Origin of the sequence: Brevibacillus sp. SIMBA_040, from assembly GCF_046535075.1 — a bacterium.
Taxonomy (GTDB): Bacteria; Bacillota; Bacilli; order Brevibacillales; family Brevibacillaceae; genus Brevibacillus.
In genome coordinates, this window is the sequence record NZ_JAWRXI010000015.1 from 111,048 (window position 1) to 135,589 (window position 24,542).

Annotated in this window: 28 protein-coding genes and 3 tRNA genes; 4 read left to right on the plus strand and 27 right to left on the minus strand. The window is 47.5% G+C overall.

Features of this window, described 5'->3' with window-relative positions:
- Positions 1-19 precede the first annotated feature (19 nt).
- Both SB752_RS23135 and SB752_RS23140 read right to left on the minus strand, forming a co-directional pair.
- Positions 20-196: a hypothetical protein gene (locus SB752_RS23135; RefSeq protein WP_410717888.1), complete on the minus strand. Its 177-nt coding sequence runs from the start codon at positions 194-196 to the stop codon at positions 20-22.
- A 197-nt stretch (positions 197-393) separates the two neighbouring features.
- Positions 394-744 (minus strand): PspC domain-containing protein, encoded by a 351-nt coding sequence (locus tag SB752_RS23140; protein ID WP_410717889.1) that lies wholly within the window; start codon positions 742-744, stop codon positions 394-396.
- Between the two features lie 172 nt (positions 745-916).
- Between SB752_RS23140 and SB752_RS23145 the strand changes: the two genes are divergently transcribed.
- A complete protein-coding gene (locus SB752_RS23145) occupies positions 917-1,156 on the plus strand; it encodes a hypothetical protein (protein ID WP_410717890.1) in 240 nt (79 codons plus the stop codon).
- 73 nt (positions 1,157-1,229) lie between these two features.
- Here SB752_RS23145 and SB752_RS23150 read toward each other — a convergent pair whose 3' ends face one another.
- From SB752_RS23150 to SB752_RS23190, 9 genes are all read right to left on the minus strand, one after another.
- On the minus strand, positions 1,230-1,856 hold the full coding sequence (locus SB752_RS23150; RefSeq protein WP_410717891.1) for a flavin reductase family protein: 627 nt from the start codon (positions 1,854-1,856) through the stop codon (positions 1,230-1,232).
- A 17-nt stretch (positions 1,857-1,873) separates the two neighbouring features.
- On the minus strand, positions 1,874-3,034 hold the full coding sequence (locus SB752_RS23155) for a homogentisate 1,2-dioxygenase (RefSeq protein WP_410717892.1): 1,161 nt from the start codon (positions 3,032-3,034) through the stop codon (positions 1,874-1,876).
- Positions 3,035-3,344: 310 nt separating this feature from the next.
- Complete coding sequence (locus tag SB752_RS23160) at positions 3,345-4,244, minus strand: RluA family pseudouridine synthase (protein ID WP_410717893.1); 900 nt, start codon at positions 4,242-4,244, stop codon at positions 3,345-3,347.
- A gap of 51 nt (positions 4,245-4,295) precedes the next feature.
- Positions 4,296-4,790 carry a hypothetical protein gene (locus tag SB752_RS23165; RefSeq protein WP_410717894.1) on the minus strand — a complete coding sequence of 165 codons (495 nt, stop codon included), beginning with the start codon at positions 4,788-4,790 and terminating at the stop codon, positions 4,296-4,298.
- Positions 4,791-5,184: 394 nt separating this feature from the next.
- Positions 5,185-5,889: an MBL fold metallo-hydrolase gene (locus SB752_RS23170; protein WP_410717895.1), complete on the minus strand. Its 705-nt coding sequence runs from the start codon at positions 5,887-5,889 to the stop codon at positions 5,185-5,187.
- A 2-nt stretch (positions 5,890-5,891) separates the two neighbouring features.
- A complete protein-coding gene (locus SB752_RS23175; protein WP_410717896.1) occupies positions 5,892-6,527 on the minus strand; it encodes a TetR/AcrR family transcriptional regulator in 636 nt (211 codons plus the stop codon).
- 176 nt (positions 6,528-6,703) lie between these two features.
- Positions 6,704-7,225 (minus strand): thiol peroxidase, encoded by a 522-nt coding sequence (gene tpx, locus SB752_RS23180; protein ID WP_410717897.1) that lies wholly within the window; start codon positions 7,223-7,225, stop codon positions 6,704-6,706.
- 86 nt (positions 7,226-7,311) lie between these two features.
- A complete protein-coding gene (locus SB752_RS23185; RefSeq protein ID WP_410717898.1) occupies positions 7,312-7,845 on the minus strand; it encodes a hypothetical protein in 534 nt (177 codons plus the stop codon).
- Positions 7,846-7,897: 52 nt separating this feature from the next.
- Positions 7,898-8,332 carry a gamma-glutamylcyclotransferase family protein gene (locus SB752_RS23190; RefSeq protein WP_410717899.1) on the minus strand — a complete coding sequence of 145 codons (435 nt, stop codon included), beginning with the start codon at positions 8,330-8,332 and terminating at the stop codon, positions 7,898-7,900.
- A gap of 115 nt (positions 8,333-8,447) precedes the next feature.
- Here SB752_RS23190 and pyc point away from each other — a divergent pair, with 115 nt between their 5' ends.
- Both pyc and SB752_RS23200 read left to right on the plus strand, forming a co-directional pair.
- Positions 8,448-11,894, plus strand: a complete 3,447-nt coding sequence (gene pyc / locus SB752_RS23195) for a pyruvate carboxylase (RefSeq protein ID WP_410717900.1) — start codon at positions 8,448-8,450, stop codon at positions 11,892-11,894.
- 64 nt (positions 11,895-11,958) lie between these two features.
- Positions 11,959-13,209 (plus strand): hypothetical protein, encoded by a 1,251-nt coding sequence (locus SB752_RS23200; protein WP_410717901.1) that lies wholly within the window; start codon positions 11,959-11,961, stop codon positions 13,207-13,209.
- A gap of 163 nt (positions 13,210-13,372) precedes the next feature.
- On the opposite strand, the gene ytfJ is transcribed toward SB752_RS23200, so the two are convergent.
- The 13 genes from ytfJ to SB752_RS23265 form a co-directional block, all read right to left on the minus strand.
- Positions 13,373-13,831: a GerW family sporulation protein gene (gene ytfJ / locus SB752_RS23205; protein ID WP_410717902.1), complete on the minus strand. Its 459-nt coding sequence runs from the start codon at positions 13,829-13,831 to the stop codon at positions 13,373-13,375.
- Positions 13,832-13,932: 101 nt separating this feature from the next.
- Entirely contained in the window at positions 13,933-14,598 is a 666-nt protein-coding gene (locus SB752_RS23210) for a DUF2953 domain-containing protein (RefSeq protein WP_410717903.1), read from the minus strand.
- Between the two features lie 64 nt (positions 14,599-14,662).
- Entirely contained in the window at positions 14,663-15,631 is a 969-nt protein-coding gene (locus SB752_RS23215; protein WP_410717904.1) for an S-layer homology domain-containing protein, read from the minus strand.
- A gap of 159 nt (positions 15,632-15,790) precedes the next feature.
- Positions 15,791-16,438 (minus strand): spore cortex-lytic enzyme, encoded by a 648-nt coding sequence (sleB, locus tag SB752_RS23220; RefSeq protein ID WP_410717905.1) that lies wholly within the window; start codon positions 16,436-16,438, stop codon positions 15,791-15,793.
- A 102-nt stretch (positions 16,439-16,540) separates the two neighbouring features.
- Positions 16,541-16,891, minus strand: coding sequence for a stage V sporulation protein AE (gene spoVAE, locus SB752_RS23225; protein ID WP_103109938.1), 351 nt, complete (start codon positions 16,889-16,891; stop codon positions 16,541-16,543).
- A 15-nt stretch (positions 16,892-16,906) separates the two neighbouring features.
- Positions 16,907-17,911 (minus strand): stage V sporulation protein AD, encoded by a 1,005-nt coding sequence (gene spoVAD / locus SB752_RS23230; RefSeq protein WP_410717906.1) that lies wholly within the window; start codon positions 17,909-17,911, stop codon positions 16,907-16,909.
- Positions 17,912-17,914: 3 nt separating this feature from the next.
- Positions 17,915-18,388, minus strand: coding sequence for a stage V sporulation protein AC (gene spoVAC, locus SB752_RS23235; protein WP_410717907.1), 474 nt, complete (start codon positions 18,386-18,388; stop codon positions 17,915-17,917).
- A 17-nt stretch (positions 18,389-18,405) separates the two neighbouring features.
- Positions 18,406-19,266, minus strand: coding sequence for a DUF421 domain-containing protein (locus SB752_RS23240; RefSeq protein ID WP_410717908.1), 861 nt, complete (start codon positions 19,264-19,266; stop codon positions 18,406-18,408).
- A gap of 68 nt (positions 19,267-19,334) precedes the next feature.
- Complete coding sequence (locus SB752_RS23245) at positions 19,335-19,541, minus strand: DUF1657 domain-containing protein (protein WP_049738220.1); 207 nt, start codon at positions 19,539-19,541, stop codon at positions 19,335-19,337.
- A 152-nt stretch (positions 19,542-19,693) separates the two neighbouring features.
- Complete coding sequence (locus SB752_RS23250) at positions 19,694-19,900, minus strand: alpha/beta-type small acid-soluble spore protein (protein ID WP_103109934.1); 207 nt, start codon at positions 19,898-19,900, stop codon at positions 19,694-19,696.
- A gap of 95 nt (positions 19,901-19,995) precedes the next feature.
- Positions 19,996-21,117: an MGDG synthase family glycosyltransferase gene (locus SB752_RS23255; protein ID WP_410717909.1), complete on the minus strand. Its 1,122-nt coding sequence runs from the start codon at positions 21,115-21,117 to the stop codon at positions 19,996-19,998.
- On the minus strand, positions 21,117-21,752 hold the full coding sequence (locus SB752_RS23260) for a YkoP family protein (RefSeq protein ID WP_410717910.1): 636 nt from the start codon (positions 21,750-21,752) through the stop codon (positions 21,117-21,119). Before SB752_RS23260 ends, SB752_RS23255 begins: the two co-directional genes overlap by 1 nt.
- Before the next feature lie 23 nt (positions 21,753-21,775).
- Positions 21,776-22,426, minus strand: coding sequence for a TerC family protein (locus SB752_RS23265; protein ID WP_410717911.1), 651 nt, complete (start codon positions 22,424-22,426; stop codon positions 21,776-21,778).
- Between the two features lie 213 nt (positions 22,427-22,639).
- On the opposite strand from SB752_RS23265, the gene SB752_RS23270 reads away from it, so the two are divergent.
- Positions 22,640-23,779, plus strand: coding sequence for a sensor histidine kinase (locus tag SB752_RS23270; RefSeq protein ID WP_410717912.1), 1,140 nt, complete (start codon positions 22,640-22,642; stop codon positions 23,777-23,779).
- 368 nt (positions 23,780-24,147) lie between these two features.
- On the opposite strand, the gene SB752_RS23275 is transcribed toward SB752_RS23270, so the two are convergent.
- The 3 genes from SB752_RS23275 to SB752_RS23285 form a co-directional block, all read right to left on the minus strand.
- Positions 24,148-24,221 (minus strand) — tRNA-Gly (locus SB752_RS23275).
- A gap of 12 nt (positions 24,222-24,233) precedes the next feature.
- Positions 24,234-24,321, minus strand: a tRNA-Leu gene (locus SB752_RS23280).
- A 19-nt stretch (positions 24,322-24,340) separates the two neighbouring features.
- Positions 24,341-24,417 (minus strand) — tRNA-Pro (locus tag SB752_RS23285).
- Positions 24,418-24,542: the final 125 nt, after the last annotated feature.

The following is a 24,542-nucleotide window of genomic DNA, read 5'->3' on the forward strand; positions in this document are numbered from 1 at the left end:
GCCACTTTTCTGCTTCCTGTTACCGCTGAATACTTGTTGCGTAGTTGTTCTTTTCAGTCATTGCTTCAAGATCTTTTACGTCTTTTTCCAGGTCTTGAATATCTTCTTCAATCAGCTTTTTCAGATGCTGCTTTTCCCGCAAAACTTTTCGGGTCTGCTCTAAACGCTGATGTAAATCAAAAACGCCAAGATACACTGCTTTTCCCTCCCTATGTACGTTATCCACCTTACATGTTATGCGGATTGTTCCAATTGTTACCAACCATTTTGAGTCGAAATGCCTTATTTTCATTTTCTACCCAAACAGGAGACTCGTCCCCGTAGGGTCCAAAGTCTCCTGTTTCTGTGAAAAACGTCTCGACGTTTTTCATAAAAGTGGATGTGACCGTTTTGTTATATCCCTTTATATTTACCCAATTCCTCTCGCAGGCGATATACTTCCTGCACCAGTGCACGTTTTTCCAAACGATCGATCTCAGAATCCAGATCGTTCATCCTCGCTCCAGAGTGATAGGGAGGATTGTACATGTCATAGGCGTCCGAGCCAAAAATGGAGCGCGGCTCCTTCGGCATAATCATCGCCAGAAGAATATAAATCAAAATCGGAATTCCTGTCGTTACTGCTAAAACGACAACTCCTAACCGAACTAATGTAGAATCAATTCCGAGAAAGTGAGCAATTCCACCACAGACTCCAAATAGCTTTTTATCCTGTTGTGAGCGATATAAGCGTCTTTCCATCATAGCATTCCGTCCTCTCTACAGTATCCGTTTTCCTTGTATCTACAGGATACCCTTTGGGCGATTTCGGCAAAATGGTCCGTAGAGGGATTTCTCCTCCGTCCCTGGACGGATATTGGTCAAGCCTGCATGAAACAGCCGGTTCAGGTTTACGCTACCAAAGAGGTGATTACTGATGCCGCTGCTCATAATAGTAGCTGTCTGTCTGCTCGGGGGCTGCACTCCTGACAATCAGGCAGACCGATCATTCATTCAAAGTGATCGCAATTTTTACTATCAGCAAAACGTCGTGCATCCCCTAGGTCATGAGCCAAATGCCACACCCTATGGCCCACCTGTCAACGCAAGCACCTCTGGCGAATACGATCGCTGGATCCGACCAGACGCAGTTTCTCATTATCCGGGCCTGGAGTAGGGCTGGGCAAACACAAGCAAAGACCGCTCCCTATAAAGGAACGGTCTTTTCTCATTGGATACGAATTCACTGCTTATTTTTGATCGTTCTCTGGTGTATATACTGGGCGGGGGCGGTCAAACAGCTCGCCCAACTCGGCGTACGTATGCCCAGCCAGCCTGCTGACAGGCGCGAATGCTTTGGCGTCAATTCTGCCAGATTGGTACAATTCATCTGCCACTTGCACGTGGATGACTTCTCCCAGAATCAAGTCACTTGTCGTAGGTGATCCCAGCTCTACAATCTGATGTAGCTTACACTCAAAATGGATGCGCGAAGCAGCAAGCCGCGGTGCTTTGATCAGAGCGGATGGCACGAGCTCAAGTCCAAGCGCCTCTGCTTCACTGACAGTCGAAGGATAGTCGGCAGATGTTTGATTCATCACATCGACGTTGTAGACATCGACCATATTGACGACAAACTCTCCCGTCTCCTGAATGTTTCTGGCCGTATCCTTCATGAGACTCCCTGGCTTGCGCATGACAGCGATTGAAACCATCATCGGCTCAATACTGGCAACATTAAAATAGCTGAATGGAGCAGCGTTGATGACACCGTCACTACCAACTGTTGTCACCCATGCAATCGGCCTGGGGATGATGCATCCGATTAGCAGCTTGTATTTGTCCTGACGATCGATCTCTTGAATGGAAATTTCCATGCCTCTCTCCCTCTTCTCTAATCACGTGGCGGCATCCAGCTTGACATGTATGCCCCATCTTCAATCGGCAGTGCCTCCCGAGTGACGCGCAGCGGGTGGAACGTATCGAGCATAACCGCCAGCTCCTTCGTCTCTTTCTTGCCAATACTCGCTTCGGCTTTGCCAGGATGAGGTCCGTGGGGAATGCCCATCGGGTGCAGCGTAATCGAGCCTTCATAAATCCCTTTCCGGCTCATGAAATTGCCTTCCACGTAGTATAACACTTCATCACTTTCTACATTGCTATGAAAATACGGCGCCGGAATAGCATCAGGATGATAATCGTACATCCGCGGCACAAACGAGCAAATCACAAAGTTTTGGCAAGCAAAGGTCTGATGTACTGGAGGTGGCTGATGAATGCGTCCTGTAATCGGCTCAAAATCATGGATGCTGAGCGCATACGGATACAAATAGCCATCCCAGCCAACCACATCAAACGGATGGAAATCAAAAAAGTAGCTGTAAACGACCGATTGGCGTTTTACGCGGACTTCAAAATCCCCGCTTTCCACGTTCGTTTCCAGTTTTTCTGGCACGCGTATATCCCGTTCGCAAAATGGCGAATGCTCCAGCAATTGTCCGTGCTCATTGCGATAGCGCTTGGGAGGAACGATCTCATTTTGTGATTCGATCACTAAAAACCGACTCTGAACCGATGGCACGATCCTGTATGTCGTACCAATCGGGATGACGAGATAATCGCCTGGCTTGTAGGCGAGCGTACCGAAAATTGTTTGTAGCTCCCCTTCCCCCTGATGTACGAATACCACCTCGTCCCCATCCGCATTGCGATAAAAGTAATCCATCGGCTCTGTCGGCGCGCACACGCCCATTACGACGTCATTGTTGCCCATGAGATACTTCCTGCCAAAGATCGGATCTCCGCCTGGCTCCAGATTGAAGGTTTGAAAATGCTGATGCTTTAACTCCTCCTGCTCGACAAATTCCAGCCGGACATCCGCATATTTACGTGTTTCCCGAACCTGTGTTGGCGGATTGTGATGATACAAGATGGACTGAATCCCGGAAAACCCTTTTGTGCCCATCACTTGCTCCCGGTAAAGCTCTCCGTTTGGCTTGTAAAAGGTCGTATGTCGCTTTTTGGGTACTTCCCCCATACGTTGATAAAAAGCCATGCTTCTCTCCTCCTTCGTCTTTTCAAGTCAACAAAAAGCCCAGCTCACCCCCAAGCCGAATCGGTTGCATGACAAATACGCGGGATACCCCCTTGTCAAACGTTCCGAAACATGCGTCAGGCGCAAGCTGGGCTTTGTCTGCTAACGAAAAAAATCTTTGCGGGATTCTCCCCCGCAGACAACCAGCTGTCGTCCCAGTGTTTCCACTGTTTCATGTTTTATCATTTCTTACTCTCATCATATCGAAAACGCTTTCAACTTTCCAGAGGAAAATGACGAAATTTTTTGCCTATGCCATTTCCCGTTCCTTTTACAACAATAAGAAGCGTCTCGCCAGCTCCTGCATATCTGCAGGCATCGGCTCCGTAAAATCCATCATCTCACCACTACGGGGATGCACAAAGCGCAGACGTGCGGCATGCAGCGCCTGCCTCCCGATGTACTCTCGACCGCCGCCATACAGATCATCACCTGCCAGCGGATACCCGAAATGGCTCATATGTACCCGAATTTGGTGGGTACGTCCCGTTCCCAGCTTTACCTCCAGGTGAGTCATCCCGTTTCTTCGCGCCATGACACGATAATGGGTCAGAGCTGCTTGTCCATCTGGGCGCACCATTCTGGTAATAAAGGAATCCTCGGCAAGCCCGATCGGTCCATCTAGTGTCCCCTCATCCGCTTGAACTTCCCCTTCTGCAATCGCGTGATAGGTACGATGTAGTTCTCTATCCTGCTGCATCCTGCTGAACTGCTCATGAGCCCATTGATTTTTCGCGACAATCAAAAGACCTGATGTATCTTTATCCAAACGGTTAACCGCGCGAAATCTCCGGTGTTCCCCGCGACTTTTCCAGTAAGCGACCACTCCGTTTGCAAGCGTGCCACTTGCATGGTTACCTGTAGGATGAATGACCAGTCCGGCAGGCTTTGCAATCACCATCAAATCATCGTCCTCAAAGCGAATCGCAAGCGGCATTTCCTCAGGTGCCACCGTTTCTTCCGCATCCTCTTGCACCATGACGACAATTTCATCGCCTGCTTGCAGCTTCTCGTTGACGAAGACCAGCTGATCGTTGCGTGTAATTTTTCCTTTAAATTTGGCGCGAATGAGCAAACGGCGAGATACCCCATAACGTTTTTGCAAAACGTCCCGTACGGTATGCCCTTCATCCAATTCGTCTGCCGTAAAGCGAATCAACTCTTCTAGCATGCTGTCTCTCCTTTTGGTCATCCCTCATCGCCTAGTATACCAAAAAGAGCTTCACAGCGGCGACAGACGCAATGTGTCCCGGACCTCAATGACAAAAGCATGCCCTGCATCACCTTGTGTCCATTGTCCGCGAACATCAAACAAATACCACCCTGGCTGATCGGGTACCTTCCACTGATTGCCATTCTCCAGAAGCTGCTCAATCTGCTTCGTGCCGATCCATTGGGTTACCCGTAATGAATTTTCCTCGGGTGGTGCGGTATACGTCACAGACAAAATTGCACCAGGATTTACTTGAAGCGGCTTAGGCTTCATCTCACCAATAATCTCAGGGGGTGCGGCTTTATCGATGCAATGCCCTTCATTTTCATACTGCCAACAAGATGACGTCAGCACTGTCGTAGCTGACTTTCCCTTCCAGGCTATAGTTGGCTCTGGCGGTTGGGCGAGCTCCTGTGATTTGGCTTGATTGAAGAAGCTACTCTGGCAACCTGTTAAAAGTACTGCTGTCAGAAACAGCTGGGCAGCGATTCCTACCTTTTTCATCCAATCACCTCTCTAGTAAGACGAAAAAAAAGTCGGTACGTTTCATCCGACTTCGACATTTTGTGCTATACTATCAGAATTTACAGAAATGAACTGTTGCCAAAGGAGCTGCAAAATATGTCAGATGCCGGTTCTCTTCACAGCCAAATATGATTCGACCCTTTCAGCCACAAACCGACTCAATTGAAGACCTGACCCGCCGACCGTGCAGGATGGAGCAGCCGAGCTGGCGCTTGATACCGCAGAAGGTGCTCATCATTTGATCCGTTATTACTCTGCCAGAGGCTACCGGTTCGTAGATTACGTCCAATGGAACGAGACGAACTACAGAAGCGTGCTGATGAGCAAAAGTTTAAGCGATCCCTTCTGCGGGATAAATGCCATGACTTGTTTCTTACGATGACTGCCACGTACTGGTCGGAATAGAGAGAGCAGCTGATGTATCCGCAAGATAAGCATCCAGCTGCTCTACTGGATTTTTTACCGGCTTCCCATGGCATACTTCCAGATGCACTGGGCGCAATTCACGAACAATCTGGCTACTCTTTAATGCCTCTGCCATATCGGCAGTAAACATCGGCATCGGACGGTGAAGCTTTCCCTTTTTCGATGTAAACAAATCTCCTGCTAGCAGCACTTGATCCTGCTCGTGATAATAGACGACATGCCCCGGAGAATGTCCCGGAGTGAGAAAAGGACGCAATCCTCCAATTGCAGCAAGTCCGCCTTGCTCGGTTTCTGCCAGTGGCTGTGCCAAGCCTGCCTGCACGTTTTTTTCTAGCTTCTTGCGTCTTGGGTACAGCTGCTCTCCTTCCATATATGGAATCTCGATTTGATGAGCAAATAGCGGAACCGGATTCTTCTCCATGATTTTTTGGATAGCGCCTACATGGTCGGAATGGCCATGCGTAAGTACGATTCGTTTTAAGGGACCAGCACCAAGCTCTTCAATAAATGTAAGGATCCCCTTTGCTATAAAAGGCATACCTGCATCCACAAGCGTCACACCGTCCGCTTCCACAACTACCCATACCCGAAACGGAATCATCAGCCATGAACGAATACTCCAAATATGCTCCGAAATTTGTTCTACTTTCATTTTCAGTCCCCTCCATTGTTCGCATGTTGTGTGATTCCAGATAGCATCACGTCTATCGTCAGCTCAAAGGTAGATGTCAATCTATCCCAGAGGCTCTCCAGATTTTCCTCGGAATGTGTGTACGTCCCCACAATGCCTTGCAGAGTGTAAAAATAGACGCGTGCATAGGCAAGCGAGTCTTCCGCCTTTTTTCCCTCAGGTAAGCAATTCGTCACCACCTGCCTGAACAGATCAAACAATTGTATCCGCAGCTTTTGAAGCTGACTCTCAGTAGTATCCTCGTCAATTCGGGTAGCCTTGGTCATGAAAAATAGTGTGTACATCGTACGATTAGCTAGCGCAAACCGAATGAACAGCATGCTGATCTGACGTAAACAGTCTTCAGGAGCAAGAGAGTGGTCCTGCAGCATCCCGTCCATCTGGTCTGCCAAGCCTTGCAGCGGCCCCTCGGAGAGCTGATGCAGTAACGCTTCCTTATCTTTAAAGTAAATGTACAAAGTCGTATGGGAACACCCGGCTGCCTTTGCAATCTCCCTGATGGATACCGTGTCGTAACCTCTTTTGGAAAAAAGCTCACCCGCGGCTGTCAAAATAGCGCGCTTGGTTTCTTCCGATCGCATCTCCTGTTTGCTTGCCATAAGTGTGCACTCCTTATTTCCATCTGCTTCATTTTTGTAACCATCGGTTAGTAACCGTTGGTTATAATATAACCACTGGTTACTTTTATGTCAAGGGACTTTTTCCTAAATAAAAAAACCTCTCTTCGCGACTTGCACGAAAAGAGGTTTTATCTTGCTTGTAGACTAAGATTTGCTTACTTCGCAGCTTGTGCAGCAGCGATAGCAGCTTCGTAGTTTGGATGCTCACCTGCAGCAGACACGTACTCAGCGTGAACTACTTTGTCGTTTGCATCTACAACGAAAACTGCACGGGACAGCAGACGGTATTCTTTGATTGCTACACCGTACGCTGTACCGAAGGACAGGTCTTTGTGGTCAGACACTGTTTTTACTTTATCGATACCAGCAGCACCGCACCAACGGTTTTGTGCGAAAGGCAGGTCAACGGAAACAGTCAGGACTGTTACTCCATCCAGTTTCGCAGCCTCTTCATTGAAACGACGAGTTTGTGCATCGCATACACCTGTGTCGATGGACGGAATTACGGAGATGATGCGTACAGTGCCTTTGGAATCTTGCAGAGTTACAGGAGACAGATCGCCACCTACTACTGTGAAATCAGGAGCAGTATCCCCTACTTTGATTTCAGGACCGAGCAGTGTAACTGGTGCTCCTTTGAATGCAAATGCGCCTTGACGCTCTACAGCTGTTGTCATGATTTCTTCCTCCTCACCAATCAATCATATGTACTAGTTTATCATACCCTATCATTCACTTTTTTTCACTATGCCAATAGTAGAAATTACAGATTCACTTGCACTTTTCCAGAGGTGTTCGCCTCTACCTTGACAATCCTCACTACTTCATGCTCATATTCCCAATCTGTTTTTTGATTGAGCTCATGGCAGCGCATCAGGGCGTGATAAAGAGCAAATACAAAATGGACATTTTTTAGTTCATAGTGAGATCCATTTGATTTGGGCAGCGCCGTGTTGATGATTTCGATTTGATACGTCGCCTTGGCCCGCTTTTCTTTTACAGCAACGATATAGCCCATCTGCTTCAGGACAAATCCAAAATCGAATTCTCCCTCATCATCAAAATCAATCGTATCATCGGAAGTAGCCAAATACTCCAGAACGGTGCCCAAATCCAAGAGATCATAGCAGGCTGGCTTTGGCATTGCTAGAACAGAACCATCATTGTTTACAAAGTAAATATGGTCGCGATAATGAAAAATCAGTTCGTCTTCTGGCACTTCATCCACGTACATCCAGTAGCTCTCCGGAATCAACAAGCGCCATATCTGAGCTGGAGCTCCATTATTAATTTCCATGGCAGGGACCCTCCTTCCTTTTCCCTACCAGTTTTGGCAAAACGGGCAATCCCTATTCAGCCTGCTGCTCTAGCATGAATTTGCGCCAGTTTCCATGTGCAAGCTTCTTTCCTTCTTCCTTTATATATTGCTCATCTACGTAGCAATAGACGTATACGTTCTCTACCTTTTCGATACCATCCAAAACTCGTGCCGGCACGATAATTCGTTCGTACTCATTTCGGGGGTCGTTTGCTTCATAAAAGTCCTCCAGCTCATCCAGACCAGTAAGCGCCTCTTCATAGACTTGCGTCGAAAAATAGACGACTTCTCCGATAATGTCATCAGTTCCTGCAAGCAAACCCGGATAGCCAGGCGGCAGATGATACAATTCGCCTTTGATGACCGCAGGAGCGATCCGATGCTCATACGGACGGATGTAATGCTCGTAATTCCAAAAACCTTCCAAAAGAGAACCATACACAAAAATTGGAATTACTGGATTCATTGAATTGCACTCCATTTCGTAAAAAAGGGTGTATTGTGTAGAGAAAATTTTGTATATTTGTACTATATATATAATTTTTATAAGTCTCACAGGAGACCAAGGGGGAGAGAATATCATGCTAGGGAAAAAAATCAATCGTTTATTGGTAGCGAACCGTGGAGAGATCGCCATCCGAATCTTTCGTGCCGCTACCGAGCTGGGCATCCGTACCGTAGCTGTTTATTCTGAACAGGACAACGTTTCCATCCACCGCTTTAAAGCGGACGAGTCCTATCTGGTAGGCGCGGGGAAGGGGCCTATTGAAGCGTATCTGGACATTGACAGCATTATTGAGATTGCCAAACGTAACGACATCGACGCGATTCACCCGGGCTACGGCTTCCTTGCCGAGAATGCCGAGTTTGCCAAACGATGCCAGGATGAAGGCATCATCTTCATCGGTCCGTCTCCGGAGCTGATTGAAAAATTCGGAGACAAGGTAGAAGCAAGACGTCTAGCAGTTGAAGCAAACATTCCTGTCATTCCAGGTACACCTGAGCCGATTGAGACTTTGCAAGAGGCGCTGCTTTTTGCAAAAGAATACGGCTATCCTATCATCATCAAGGGTGTATCCGGTGGCGGCGGCCGAGGCATGCGCATCGTACGCAGTCAAGACGAGCTCCAAGATTCACTTGATCGGGCACGTTCCGAAGCCCGCTCCTCCTTTGGTAATGCCAAGGTGTATCTCGAGCGCTACCTGGAGCAACCAAAACATATTGAGGTTCAAATTCTCGGCGATAACCACGGCAACATCGTTCACCTGTTCGAACGTGACTGCTCCGTACAGCGTCGTCACCAAAAAGTCGTTGAAGTCGCGCCAAGCCTTTCCCTCGACAATAAGCTGCGCGAGGAAATTTGCCAATCCGCTCTCACGCTGATGCAAAAAGCTGGCTATTCCAATGCTGGTACCGTCGAATTTTTGCTGACTCCCGACAATCGCTTTTATTTCATTGAAGTGAATCCTCGGATTCAGGTTGAGCATACGATTACGGAGCTCATTACCGGAATCGACATCGTACAAGCGCAAATTCGCGTAGCGGAAGGTCATGCTTTGTCCGATGAGGAAATCGGCATTGCCAATCAAAGCCAGATTCAAATGAGCGGCTTTGCGATTCAGTGCCGTGTAACGACAGAAGACGCAGAGAACAACTTCCTGCCAGATGCCGGACGTTTGTCCGCATGGCGTTCTGGTGGAGGCTTTGGTGTGCGTCTCGATGGCGGAAACGGCTATCCAGGAGCGATTATTACCCCATTTTACGATTCCCTGCTGGTCAAAATCTCTACTTATGGAACGAACTTTGATCAGGCCGCACGGAAAATGCTCAGAACGCTGCGTGAGTTCCGTATTCGTGGCGTAAAAACAAACCTGCCATTCCTGGAAAATGTGGTGACTCACCCAGATTTCCTAAGTGGAAGCTACGACACTTCGTTTATCGATACCAAGCCTGAATTGTTCATCTTTCCAGGTCGCCAGGATCGCGGTACGAAATTACTATCTTACATCGGAAACACCATTGTCAATGGCTATCCTGGACTCGAAAAGCTGGATAAAAAGCCGCATTTTGATTCGCCGCGTATCCCTCGCACACCTTTTGCCCAGCCGTATCCGGAGGGAACAAAACAAATTTTGGATAAGCAGGGCGCAGACGGACTCGTTCGCTGGATTCAGGAGCAAAAGCAGGTACTCGTTACTGATACGACCTTCCGCGATGCGCATCAGTCTTTGTTCGCCACACGTGTACGTACCTATGATCTCGCTTCCGTAGCAGAAGCGACGGGCAAGCTCGGAGCTGGACTCTTCTCACTGGAAATGTGGGGCGGCGCTACGTTCGATACGACTATGCGCTTTTTGCAGGAGTCGCCATGGGAGAGATTGCAGATTTTGCGTGAGCGTATCCCGAATGTACTGTTCCAGATGCTATTGCGCGGAGCAAATGGCGTAGGCTACACGAACTACCCGGATAACGTCATTCACTCGTTCGTCAAAGCTTCTGCTGAAAACGGCGTAGACGTATTCCGCATCTTCGATAGCTTGAACTGGTTGCCAGGCATGCAAACCGCAATCGAAGCCGTGCGCAACAGCGGCAAAGTAGCGGAAGCAGCTATTTGCTATACAGGCGATATTCTCGATCCGTCGAAAACCAAATATACGCTTTCCTACTATGTTGATCTGGCCAAGGAATTGGAGAAGGCGGGCGCGCACATCCTAGCAATCAAGGATATGGCTGGTCTGCTCAAGCCTTATGCTGCCTATGAGCTAATCAACGCGCTGAAACAAGAGATCGGAATTCCAATTCATCTGCATACGCATGATACTTCCGGAAACGGCGCTGCTATGCTGCTTAAAGCAATCGAAGCCGGCGTAGATATCGTCGATGCATGCGTAAGCTCCATGTCCGGTCTGACATCCCAGCCTAGCCTGAACGGTCTGATCGCGAGTTTGGCTCATACGGAGCGCGATACGGGGCTGTCCCTCGAATCGTTTAACAAATTATCCGACTACTGGGAAGATGTGCGTCCTTACTACCAAGGCTTTGAAAGCGGCATGAAAGCAAGCAACACAGAAGTGTATGTACATGAAATGCCGGGCGGCCAATACACCAATCTGGAGCAGCAGGCCAAAGCTGTCGGGCTGGAAGGCCGTTGGGATGAAGTCAAGCACATGTATGCTGTCGTTAACCAAATGTGCGGGGACATTGTAAAAGTAACCCCTTCGTCAAAAGTAGTTGGTGACCTCGCCCTGTTCATGGTGCAAAACAACTTGAACGAAGAAAACATTTGGGAAAAAGGCACACGCCTCGACTTCCCTGACTCTGTCATTCAGTTCTTCCAAGGTTATTTGGGCCAACCACCTGGAGGCTTCCCTAAAAAGCTGCAGGAGCTCGTGTTAAAAGGAAGAGACGCCTTTACTGCACGACCAGGTGAATTACTCGCTCCTGCCGATTTTAACCAGGTCGCTTCTGAATTGGAGGAAAAAATCGGTCGTACACCGAGTGAGCTCGATGTCCTTTCATACATCATGTACCCGCAGGTATACCTGCAGTTTGACCAACGCATGAAGGAATACGGTGATCTTTCTGTTTTGAACACGTCCACGTTCTTCTACGGACTGCGCGCCGGAGAAGAGACAGCCATTACAATCGAACGCGGAAAAACGCTTATCATCAAGCTTGTTGCCATTGGCGAGCTGCATCCCGATGGCCGTCGCATCATTTACTTTGAGCTGAACGGACAGCCGCGCGAGCTTTTTGTTCGAGATCAATCCGCGCAGGTGTCCGAGCTGGTAAGACGCAAAGCAGATTCGCAAAACTCTGCCCACCTCGGAGCATCGATGCCAGGAAAGGTTCTCAAAGTTCTTGTCTCGGAAGGCGACAAGGTACGAAAAGGCGAGCACTTGCTGGTAAGTGAAGCGATGAAAATGGAAACAACCATTCAGGCTCCTATGGACGGAAAAATCAAAGCCGTATACGTCAAAGCAGGAGAAGCGATTGAAACTGGCGACCTGCTCATTGAAATGGAATAAACATCGTTTATAATGGAAAGTAGTTCCATCCTAACGATAATTATTCGCAGGTGAGGTGATCAACATGAAAGTGAACCGTGTCAGTTATGTCCCATACAGCCAACGGGTAGGTCGTTATCAGTTTCAAATGGTTCAGGCAAAGTTGAATACACCGGTGGACCCGATATCTGCTTACAACCTGCAGCCCTATTACACCCGCCAGCAGCAATGGATGACAGAGCTGTCCGATTCGCTGTCGCACCTGTACCGTTATTCCGCCCTTCTGGACCAAACTGCCAAAGAGTTTGATGCCAAGCGCCCACACAGCGCGATCAACAGGCGTCTGGCGATCAGCTCTCAGCCAGATTTGGCTGCAGCAACAGTCCATGCGGAAGCCGAGCCTGCCACCTATCGCATAGATGTTATTCGCTTAGCAAATGGACAAACCAATGCTGGCCGTTTGCTGGAGAAGACTTCTCCTACCTCGGTGCGAGAAGGATTTCAACAGTTTTCTCTGATAACAGGCGAACAAGAGGAGCTGCTTTCCTTTTTCTCTGTTCCTACTGATACGTACGAACAGAGCCTTGCGAGGATGAAGGAAGCGCTGGATCAAAACCAGTCAGGACTGACGACTCGGATCGAAACCTCTGGGAGCACGCAATCACTTGTCATCACCAGTACCAAAACGGGGGCCGCACAAGCTTTTACACTCCGTGATTTGTCTGGCAACAGTGTAAGCGCACTCGGAATAGACCATATTGTGACACAAGCCGCAGATGCCACCAGCTATGTAAATGGCAAAGTACAAACATCAGCAACGAATCAAGTCATGCTAGAAAGTGATAGTGTTGTTGTTACCCTGCATAATGCCGGGACGGAGCCGATCGTTCTTACCGTCAAGCCGGACATTGAGCGCTTGCTCCAGCATGCTCGCAAGCTCGTAGACCGTTTTAACAGCATGCACCATTTCTTGCAACGGAACGAAGAAGCTCTGGCAACGCAAAAGCTTCCTACCTTTGAGAGGATTGCAAAAGCCACTAACGATGTATTGAACCGTTATGGGATCAGCTCGCTGCCAAGCGGAGAACTCGTATTGGATGAACAAAAATGGGTAAATTCTGTTCAAGAAAGCTTTACCGATTTTAAAGAAGCCATGCATGGGTTGTCTCTCCAATTCCGTGAACAAGTCCTGGAGCTCCAAAGCAAGCCAATCGGTACCTTTTCCAGGTATCATGATGAGGCTGTCGGTTCCCAACCGTATACGATTGCTTCGATTTCCAACATGCATTATTTGCATGTGGCGAAAACCGGCTTGTTTTTAAATGTATTGTTATAAGAAAACCTCAATCGAGGCTTTCTCAAGGAGGAGCGACCGCGTTTTAGCGGAAAGTTTCCATGCGCTCCAGAATTCATAAGGGTCACGCTTATAAATTCTTATACGTTAATGAAAAAACAGGTATGCCTGTAAGCAACATAGGCATACCTGTTTTTCTTTTTACTTATCCCCGTTCCATCAGTTCTTCCAGATCATGATCGTCCGTCTTGGCGATAATGGTGGTGTTTTGAATCTGCGGCTCCTCATGCTTTCCAAACATGCCCTGCATCTTCTCCACAAACTGAGGTACAGAATCCAAAATCCGATCATACAGATGCGTAGTATTTTCAAGAGGAATGGAACGAATCCCTTGCTTCCCAACAACCAGAAACGCTACAGGAGTAATGGAAACACCGCCACCACTCCCCCCACCAAATGGATAGCCAATCGTTCCTTGGTGATGTTGCTCATATTGAAACTCGCTTCCCCCTGCCGCAAAGCCAAAGCCAACCTTGGATATAGGAAGAATAACGCTGCCATCTGGAGTCTCAACCGGATCTCCAATGATTGTATTCACATCGACCATCTGTTTCAGATTTTCCATTGCTGTCCGCATTAATCCTTGAATCGGGTGGTCTGCCATGTATGCTCCTCCTTTCACTCATGCTCATTTATTAACATACCCACAATAAATTCAGAGCATGTACAGGCAAGCATTTTTTCAGGAAGAGTCTACGTGCACATTCACGCTTCGGATGTTCTCGTTTGCCATTTGTGCTCCCTCGATTTTCTGAGGCGTAGTCCCATTCTCAGCATCGTAATGAGCAGATACCCGAGGTAAAAATGGAGCACACATTGAAAGCGCGTTTGGATCAATGCCTGATTCCATACGGGCTGCACACTCATACGAGGCATGGCGTGTAGGGAAATCGTATGCGAGAGGACTCCAATGATCATCGTCTTTACACCCCAGATGATACCAGTTAAAGCTCCTGTTTCTGCAGCTTGTCCTGTTCCCATTTGCGTATGCCACTCCAGATACGAACAGCGAATATGCTTGGAGAATTGATTAAATAAAGGCTGTAAATCGCGAACTTTTTTTAGTACATCGCGGTAGTTGTGATACCACTTTTTTGCTTGTCTGCGCGTAAAATCGCGGACGGTATCTCTTACTTTATTCCCACCCTGTATGGTTTCCACCTTGGCTACTACCTGTGGTCCGCCCTCTGTCTGCTTCAAAAACAAAATAGGGATGTCATATTTTCTATGGAACAGCCCAAACCAGACAGACAGCTCAAAAACAAGATGATCATTTTCTCCCGCTCGATCGTAATACAGTGTTATTTTTACCGGCGTGAACAACAATACGATCACCAAAACGATACATGCTATTAGCAACCAGATCCACAAAAAAATCCCACCCCTTCCACGTTAGTATGAGTGGAAAGAGTAGGAAATATGTTTATCACTTATCTTAATCAAGCAAAAAGACTTGGACTCCTTTTTTCAGCCCGTAATTTTGTGCCTCATTTACAGTAGGCAAATAGAGATCGATGTGATTATTTTTGACAGCTCCACCGATATCAGCTGCTACTGCATATCCGTAGCCTTCGACGTACAGATGGCTCCCCAAAGGAATGACCTTTGGATCCACAGCAACAACACCTTCTCTGAGCGGATATTCCAGATAGGACAAAATTTTATCGTTGGGATAACTGTACGCAGTCGTCTGCACAGTCATCGTCTGCTTAAAAGCAGTTCCGTTTGCCAATGTCTTTTGCTCGCTCGTTTTCCCTGTAAAAAGATGAAAGGCTGCATATGTCGCTGCTTCTGCCCGTGTCATCTGTTTTTGCGGCTGCAAGCTGCCGTCCGCATAAGCATTTATCAGCCCATTTTGGAGTGCATAAACGTATGGCCTCTGATACACTTCCTGTACGCGCTTCCCATCAGGGTACTTAGCCAAGGCTTGGATGGTAGTTGACCATTTCAGCTGATTCACGGCTCCGCTATCCCCCGCAGAGCGAACGAGCATAGATACGAGCTCCTCCCTTTGAACGGGGTCGTTTGGACGCAAGTAAAGGTCCTTCCCCTGCTTTTGTCCATGAACGATGCCTAAACGGTAAGCAATTTCAGCATATGGCGTCATCCAGCTATCTGCAGGTATGTCTTTAAATGACGACTGATTTGTTTGCACTGGCTCAATTCCCTTTGCCTTCACAAACATCGTCAACAGCTCTATGCGTGTCACAGCTTCATCTGGTCGAAAATCTTCAGATGGACCTACTGCACCCGCTATGTAACATTTTTCGATTTCTTTTTCGGCCCAATGTCCTGCAATATCAGCATAAGGTGTTGCGGTATTCGTGTTTGTCTCCGCCTCAACGGCTGGTGTCCCTACGAGTGTCAGAGCGACCAGAGAGGCCAGGATCAGCATCTTCTTCATCATCAACCTCCATTGTCATCGGTTTGTAACCTTTTTTCCATTTTACCGAACCACTTTCAGAAAACAATGCACAATTCTTCCCAATGCTTGGTGAATCGAAAAAAAACCCCTGAATCTCAGCGTTAAGCCAGATTCAAGGGAGTTCATTTTCACTATCTGTTATCGAGCGAAGATATGCTTACCGATTCGCTTGATTTGCGGGCGCGACCAAATCCAACTAGAAGTCGCAGTATCTGGGTTGAAGTAGTAGAGAGCACCATTGGTTGGGTCCCATCCACGTACAGCTTCCCATGCTGCCTTGTAAGCTGATTTGTTTGGAGTCAACCAGAATTGCCCATCATCAATAGCGGTAAACGCGTACGGTTCAAATATCACGCCACTCAGTGTGTTCGGAAAAGTTTCCGATTGCATGCGATTCATTGCAACTGCTGCAACCGCTACCTGTCCCTCAAATACCTCTCCACGCGCTTCTGAGTAGACGAGCTGCGCGAGCATTTGCATTTCCGAACGATTCACAGAAACTTTCTTTAGCTTGCTCCACGTCTGATTCCCTGCTATCCCATCAACAGTCAATCCATATGCTTTCTGAAACTTTCTGACGGCCTGATAAGTGTTTCCTCCATAGCTGCCATCCAAGCTGTCTTGATAGAAGCCAAGGATTTGCAACCGATATTGTAGATCCCATACATCTCCATTCTCGCTTCCCCTTTGCAATAAAGGAGCTGCGAGTGAGTTCGTCGGCAGTACAAATGCTATGGTCAAAATGGCCATCAGTAGGGTAGTCAGCGTTTTTTTATGGAACCACATGAACATCCCCTCCTCAAGCACCCATTCTACAAGTTGGTGAAAGCAGGTTCAATTCAATGTTATTGGCAGTACAGGCAAGAAATAGCGATACGCAATTCTGGATTACCCTTTTGGCTTGAAAATGAGCGCCATGATGAAACCAAACACGATGGCAGCAGAAATCCCAGCACTTGTCACCTCAAAAATCCCGGTAACAATACCAATCACTCCATTCTGCTCGGCTTCGGCCATGGCTCCATGTACGAGTGCGTTTCCAAAGCTAGTAATGGGAACCGTCGCCCCAGCCCCGGCAAAATCTATTAACGGCTCATACACCCCAATGCCATCCAGAACAGCTCCGGCGACAACAAGTGACGACATGGTATGCGCTGGTGTCAGCTTGACTACATCCATGAGAAATTGCCCAATCAGACAAATAATTCCTCCGACTAAAAACGCCCATAAAAACGTCATGATGTCACCTCCCAGCTATTCTGCTTCAATGGCTACGGCATGAGCAATGCAAGGTATACTCTCTCCTTGCTGATAAGAGATAGGTGATAACAATGCCCCTGTCGCTACCACCAATATCCGTTTCCACTCGCCTGCTTGCAATCGGTTCAATAAGTGCCCATAGGTTACCGTTGCAACGCAGCCACAGCCGCTACCGCCTGACCAGACATTGGGATTATCACCATAAATGAGCTTGCCACAATCGTTATACCTCTCGAGTGGGACATGCACATTATGCTTGGGAAGCAGCTCAGACAAAATCGAATGTCCCGTTCTTCCGAGGTCCCCCGTAACTACCAAGTCATAATGATCGTGAGCAAGTCCTAAGTCCCGAAAATGCGTTTCAATGGTTGAAAGGGCAGCCGGTGCCATCGCAGCTCCCATGTTAAATGGATCTGTCATTCCCATATCCACCACATGACCGATGGTAGCTGATTGAATACGTAGACCTGTTCCCTGATTAGAAACGACTGCTGCGCCTGCTCCCGTCACTGTCCATTGTGCTGTTGGCGGTTTCTGCGAGCCGTACTCGGTTGGATACCGATACTGCTTTTCTGCAGCTCCATTGTGACTTCCAGTTGCTGCGACTACGTAATCGGCCGCTTTGCTGTCTACCATGAGCGCTGCCAACGCCAACCCTTCCATCGCAGTGGAGCAGGCACCGAACAGGCCTAGAAAAGGAATGGAGAGTGTACGCGCCGAGAAGCTGGCTGAAATAATCTGGTTCATCAAATCGCCAGCTAAAAGGAAATCGATCTTTTCTTTTTGTACGCCAGCCTTCTCGATTGCCTTGGTGCACGCTTCCTCCATCAGCACTCTTTCTGCCTTCTCCCAGCTGTCTTGGCCGAGCATCAAATCCCCATGCAGTGTATCAAAATCCTCTGCCAATGGTCCCTTGGCCTCGAACGGCCCACCAATCGCCGCTCTACCGACTATGACTGGCCTTGTGGCAAAGACCCAAGACTGATGACCCTGGCGCATCGCTTATCCTCCCATCAGGAACAACGTTTTTATCAACCCGATGACGAATGCAGCCGCGACCCCGAAAACGATGACTGAGCCCGCTAATTTAAACATGTTCCCGCCAACCCCGAGAACATATCCCTCACTCCGGTGCTCAATGGCGGCTGAGGCAATCGAGTTCGCAAATCCTGTTACCGGGACACTTGTTCCTGCGCCCGCCCATTGTGCAATTCGGTCATACAACCCGAATCCGGTTAAAAGAGCGGAGATGAGAATTAATACGGCTACTGTCGGATTGCCAGCTGTCCTCTCCGTGAAGTCAAAGTATTGGATGAACAGCTCCTGTATCCCTTGCCCGATGAAACAAATGACACCCCCTACTAAAAACGCACGGATGAAATTGCGCAGAAGCGGTCTGGGCGGTTCGTGTCCTTTTGCTAGCTGCTGATATTCCTGCTGCACGGGCGTCAATTTTTTCTTTTTCTGGTCGGCCAACTTCTTTTCACTCCTCGTTACCGTATCAGAAACGGTTTTACTTGATCGATTACGTCTTGCAGCTCTTCCGAATCTCGTTGGTAACACAGCTTCATTTGTTCATTTTTCGTATCCAAAGCGAACAGCTCCAGATCCGCCTGACATTTTTTTAAAGTGGCAAAGGTCTGCTTCATCGCTTGCGCCTGTGGCACCTTAATTTTGTCATCATACAGATCCAGGTACAGCTCTCCACCTTTGTCTACCTGAGCAAGAAAAACATTTTCAAGAGCCACTCCTGCTTTTTGTAGCTCAGTTCGCACCCACCTGCGATTAAGACCTGCTGTCGCCAGCGGCTCGTCCATAATGACGCCGTCCATGATGATTACTTGTCCCTCTTCCACGGGGGCAACGGACCATTCCATAAGCTTGGGAGTAATAGGCTGATTCTGTGACTTGAGCAGGACACTGATTTCTCCGCTTGTTTCCATGAGGGCAAATTCTACGTCAGCTATTTTATACACGTTTTTGATTCGCAGCTGCTCCATTAAATCTTCCGCCGTCAAACGTTCCTTTTTCAGGTTGTCTTCCAAAATTTTGCCTTCCTTGATGAGGACCGTTGATTTGCCTTCGAAAAAATCACGAAGTTTTTTACTTTTGAGGGAAAGCCATTCCATTACAACCGGAAAGAGTGCAAAAATACCCATCGCGATCAAGCTGTGATAAGCTGGGCCGTCCATTTCCGTTGCCATGAAAGCAGCGATGGAGCCAATCGTAATACCGACGATATACTCGATGTATGTAAGTTGCTTGATCTGTCTTTTTCCAATGATTTTTGTGAGGATTAATAAATACACCAAAGCACCGATTGTGCGTAGTGCTATGTTCAGCCAGTCAGGCATAATCCACCTCCGTCAGCCATGGGGAAAAGCGAGAAGAGAGGGAAACCCTCTCCCCCTATTGCCCGTCCCTAGAATCCTTTGTACTGCGGCTCTTCGTTCTCTAGCTCTGTTACCCGTTGTTGCAGGTTGTTCACAATCGTCTGGGTTTGTTCCGCCGCTTGTGTGTACAGTTGCTTCGCTTGCTGGTTTTGCGTGCTAAGCGCAAATGTCTCCAGGTCAGCTTGTGCACCTTTCAAGCTGGCAAGAGCTTGCTTCACTTGTGCTGATACGGTCATGTCCCTTCACCTCCTGACACATATAGATTCGTGCCGTTGACCGTAAATTATTCTAGTTTGTTTACAAAGTTTTCTTGTAAAATTTTACCATTTTTATCCAACAACAAAAGGAAAGACACCCTCAGGTGCCTTTCCTCATCCAGCGTATTCAATTAGCCACGTCCAGCCAATTGTTGTTCAGCGAAGGAGACAAGACGTTTTGTGATCTCTCCTCCAACAGAACCGTTTTGACGGGAAGTAGTGTCAGGGCCAAGCTGAACGCCGAATTCAGAAGCGATTTCGTATTTCAGTTGGTCCAGCGCTTGGTTTGCTTGAGGTACCAAAAGGTTGTTGCTGGAACCGTTGTTGTTGTTAGCCATCTCTATCACCTCCTCGTCGTTGGTAAGTTTAATATGTGTGAAGCTTGGATTGTTCATTCGTACTTTTTTCTTTTTCTCATTTCCAAATTTACGTATTACACATGAAGCAAGTATTCTGCTATTTCCCGGGCTGCTTCTGGACGCCGCACCTGCTCCATCTGCTCAATGATCTTGTCGCGTTGCTTCTGGTTTCGCCAATGCCTGATCCATGTCCTGATATCCTCCGTGTCATTGGCAAGAACCGCAGCCTTTTGATCAAGCAAAAAGGAAGAGTTTTCCCTCTCCTGTCCCGGCAACGGCTGATAAAGAAGCAACGGTGTCCGCAGTGCCATTGCTTCTGCACAGCTAATTCCTCCTGGCTTGGTTATGTATACATCTGCTGCTCCGATCCATTGCCACATCTGCGCTTCGAATTTCTTCAGTAATATACGGTGGGGAGAAGGATGCTTGCCAGTCAATCCTTGCAATTCTTCATACAGCTTCTCGTTTTTTCCGGTAATCACGATCAATTGGAGGGGCTCCATCTCTTTGGCAAGTGCCTTCATGACCTCAGCTATTCTCCCATAACCGCCTTCCCCACCGCATACGAGAACGGTGAATTGTTCTTCTAGACCAAGCTGTTTTTTCCAGATGCGCTTGTCTACTTTTGCAGCCGTACTGAACGCTTGGCGTATGGGAATACCGAGCACTTGTATTTTGCTGGCCTGTACCTGGTACGAGCGAATGAGCCGATCCGCAATCTGTTGATGAGCGACCATATACGTGTCAATCTGTGGATGCACCCAAAATCGGTTTAAATGATAGTCAGTTGGTATGCTGACCAAATGAAATGGCTTTGCCATCCTTTGCTTGGATTGCGCTAGCGCCGATAAACAGTAGGCATGCGTAGCGATTACTACATCCGGGTTTTCTTTTTCTAATAGGGTGTTCTCCAGGCGCCTGGAAAGCCACCAGCCAAGCGGCATTCTCAGTATCGTCCCAAAGAGACGGTCTTGCTCGTAAATTCGCTGCCACATGGGCCTGCCATAGCGGAGCATGCTTAGATAAAAAAAACGGGACAGCTCCCGTAAAGCGGGACTGGCCGTGGTTAATCCACCTACTATTCTCGAGAGTTCTATGCCTTCATGGGAGTCCAGCACTTCATGTAGCGCCTCTGCGGCCATTCGGTGCCCACTGCCTGCCCATTCTTCGGTAACTAACAGAATTCGTTTTGCCATTAGAACAATTCTCCTGAAGGCTCATTGCTATTAGAACCATAACGGTTTAATAAGTGCTCTTTTGACATATACACCCGTTTTAACGGTATTTCCTGCCTCCAGGTCTGCACCCTGCGCTTGCCATCTGGATGAATCAGACGAATCAATAAGCGCAAATACCACCGCTTGAATCGGAACAAGGCGTTCATCGGTACATCAGAGATGGAAAAGCCCAAGGGCTGAACGCCTTTATGCAGCATGGTTGTCCCGACAATCCCTTTAATTTCTTCCCGATTATTCATCCCTTCCAAATAAGTAGCCAGCTTGGGCAATGATTGCATAATATGACGCCGTAGCAATAATGCCACACGTAGCTCATCCTTAACTCCATTACACAAGGTAGCAAAGTAGTAGTTGTGGATATGTATCTTTACAATCAGATCTCCCTTGTGAATGCTCTGACCATCCGAAGTTACCAGTGATTCTCCACGATAACGCAAAGGAACGATACGGAAAATATTGTTTCCTTTTTCAATATACTTGAGCCGGGTACAGCGTTGATAGATTTCATCCCAGAATCCCCACAGCATCAAGAGGCTTGTATTCATCTGCAACCGGTTCCTTTCTTGCCTCGTTTTCTTTGTAGTATGCCCCATAACAGTAGTTCCTCATTACCTGTTCACGCTCTTTTCATGCGTCCCCACAGCATGACGAGTCCAGCGACAATGACAGGCAACCACATATGATTCAACATGAATGGATTGATCCATTTCCACACGTACGGATCCTCCAGACACATATCAACTGCCGTAAATGCAAGCAGGCCTCCCCCGATGATCACTAAGCTGCGGAAACGGTTCATGAGACGAGCTACCCAAGCACTTCCCCACATCAAGAGCGGAATACTCATAACCAATCCCAAAATGACGAGTCGCAAATCTCCATGTGCAGCGCCGCCTACAGCCAGTACATTATCCAGGCTCATCACAAAGTCAGCGAGCAAAATCGTCCTCACAGCTTGACCTACTGTTTGATTTTGAGAGATTTCAGTCATTTCCTCCTGCTCTCCCATCATCAGCTTGCACGCAATCCACAGCAACAGCATCCCGCCTATCGCTTTTACGAGTGGAATATCTAGCATCCAGGTTGTCATTGAAGTCAAAAGGATTCTCAGAATGACTGCCAGCAGCGTTCCATATAAAACAGCCTTTCCTCGTTCCTTCCTCGGCAGCCCCCGACAGGCCATCCCAATTACGATTGCGTTATCGCTGCTCAGGACCAAATCAATCATGAATATATGTACCAGTCCCAGCCAAAAATGCTCCTCCATCTTCGCCTCCCTGGTCCACCAAAAGTCTGTCCATTCTACTTTATGCGACTAGAATCGGACTCATGATTAAATATTTTTCCGAAATAAGGCGTTTTTCAGCACATTTTGTAGATAAAAAGTTCTGAAAAAAAACATTTTATTGCTAAAAAGGGCAATTTATACCTTGTCTTACCTATCCCTTTTCCTTTACGATTTTAGTGGGGTGGATAAGAGATGGTGGGTACTGTGACGCTAAACCTAATGGACGTTTCTAGGAAAATATTGGACCTCGCTCCAAATATCACTACGATTTGGATGCAAGAAATTATTCGAAGTATGGAAATCCCTGTAACAATCCCCCGCGATTTCGCGGAGAAACGAACGGTGCTCTTAGCCCGTTATCTGGTGGAAAATGTGGATCAAGATATGCAAACCTGGTCACTGGATATGGGAGAGTGGCTGCGTTCGCAGGAATACCCCTTCTCCTCCATTTTGCGTACGTATCAGTTGTATCGAAATGTATTCTGGCGGGTACTCCAACCTGAACTGCAAAAATGGGCCCTTTCCTCGCAGGACATGCATTATTTAGAATCCCAGCTCGGCAAAGCCATGGATGAAAGTGTATTTTGGGCTGTTTATCATTTTGAGCAAATGATGAACCGTGAGTTGATCCAAAAAGAAGAAACCATCTCCTATTTGCATAATGACAAATTGACGATGCTGGGCAAAATTGCCGCCAATATGGCCCATGAGCTTCGTAATCCCCTTTGTGCAATCGAAGGCTTTTTGAAGCTGATTGGGGAGTCCACCAGGGAACAGGCGCAGCTGCAGTCCTATATTCAGGTTGTTATGCATGAGTTTGCAAATTTGCACCGACAAATTACAGGCTTTCTCAGTTTTTCGAAAAAACCGATTCTAGACGAAATTTTTAAAACTATCGAAATGAAAAGCTTACTGGAAGAAGTCGAAGTTCTGATCACCCCACGCTTATTGGGAGAAAACATACGCTTTGAAAAACGAATCCACCCCTGCTCACTTGCTGGTTATGAAGAAGGTTTAAAGCAAGTCGTCGTCAATCTGTTGAATAATGCGATTGATGCCGTACAGAATCGAACAGATAAATGCATTCACGTCATCTCTACGTCTTCTGATGGATGGCTGTATTTAAGTGTGGAGAACAATGGAGAAATGATTCCACCAGAAATTGCAGAGATTTTATTTCAACCCTTCTTTACCACAAAACAAAATGGGACAGGCATTGGACTGTCCATCTGCAAAAATATAATCGAAAAACATAACGGGACGATTCATTGTGATTCCAACGAGAAGCGTACGCGTTTTGTTGTATCACTGCCAATTGGACAGGCTGAATAATCGTTTCCGCATTCTTTTTTTCAGGAAGCTTCCGCTTTAGAAGCATGAATTTGAAAACATGACTACCCCGTGCTGCCGACGTAGACATTTATACCCATAAACGAAAAAAGCCTCCTGATCGCTCAGGAGGAGATGCAAGAGATCCGTTACCTTTATCTGGTAAGCGATCATAGCTTTACTCTACACGAAAACATATGTTTCTACCACAAAAAAGATCAGACACGGTTCGACAGACATGAGCTGATCCAGTAATGCAAAAGCAATGAGATCTACGCGACCTTTTTAGTCTAGCGGGTGCGTAGATTTCTTATTCTTTTTGACAATACAAAAAAAGCAGAACGACGATGAGCCATTCTGCTTTCTGACGATGGAGCGGGTGATGGGAATCGAACCCACGCGACCAGCTTGGAAGGCTGGAGTTCTACCATTGAACTACACCCGCATCGAAGATCTATGGTGCCGAGGACCGGACTTGAACCGGTACGGGAGAAACTCCCGACAGATTTTAAGTCTGTTGCGTCTGCCCATTCCGCCACCCCGGCATTTAATAAAGGGCAATCATGGTCGGGAAGACAGGATTCGAACCTGCGACCCCTTGGTCCCAAGCCAAGTACTCTACCAAGCTGAGCTACTTCCCGACAATTCAGTTTGTTTTTTTAGCGCCACACTTCATTTTTTAAGATAGAAGTGGCGTGCCCTGAGAGATTCGAACTCCCGACCTTTTGATTCGTAGTCAAACGCTCTATCCAGCTGAGCTAAGGGC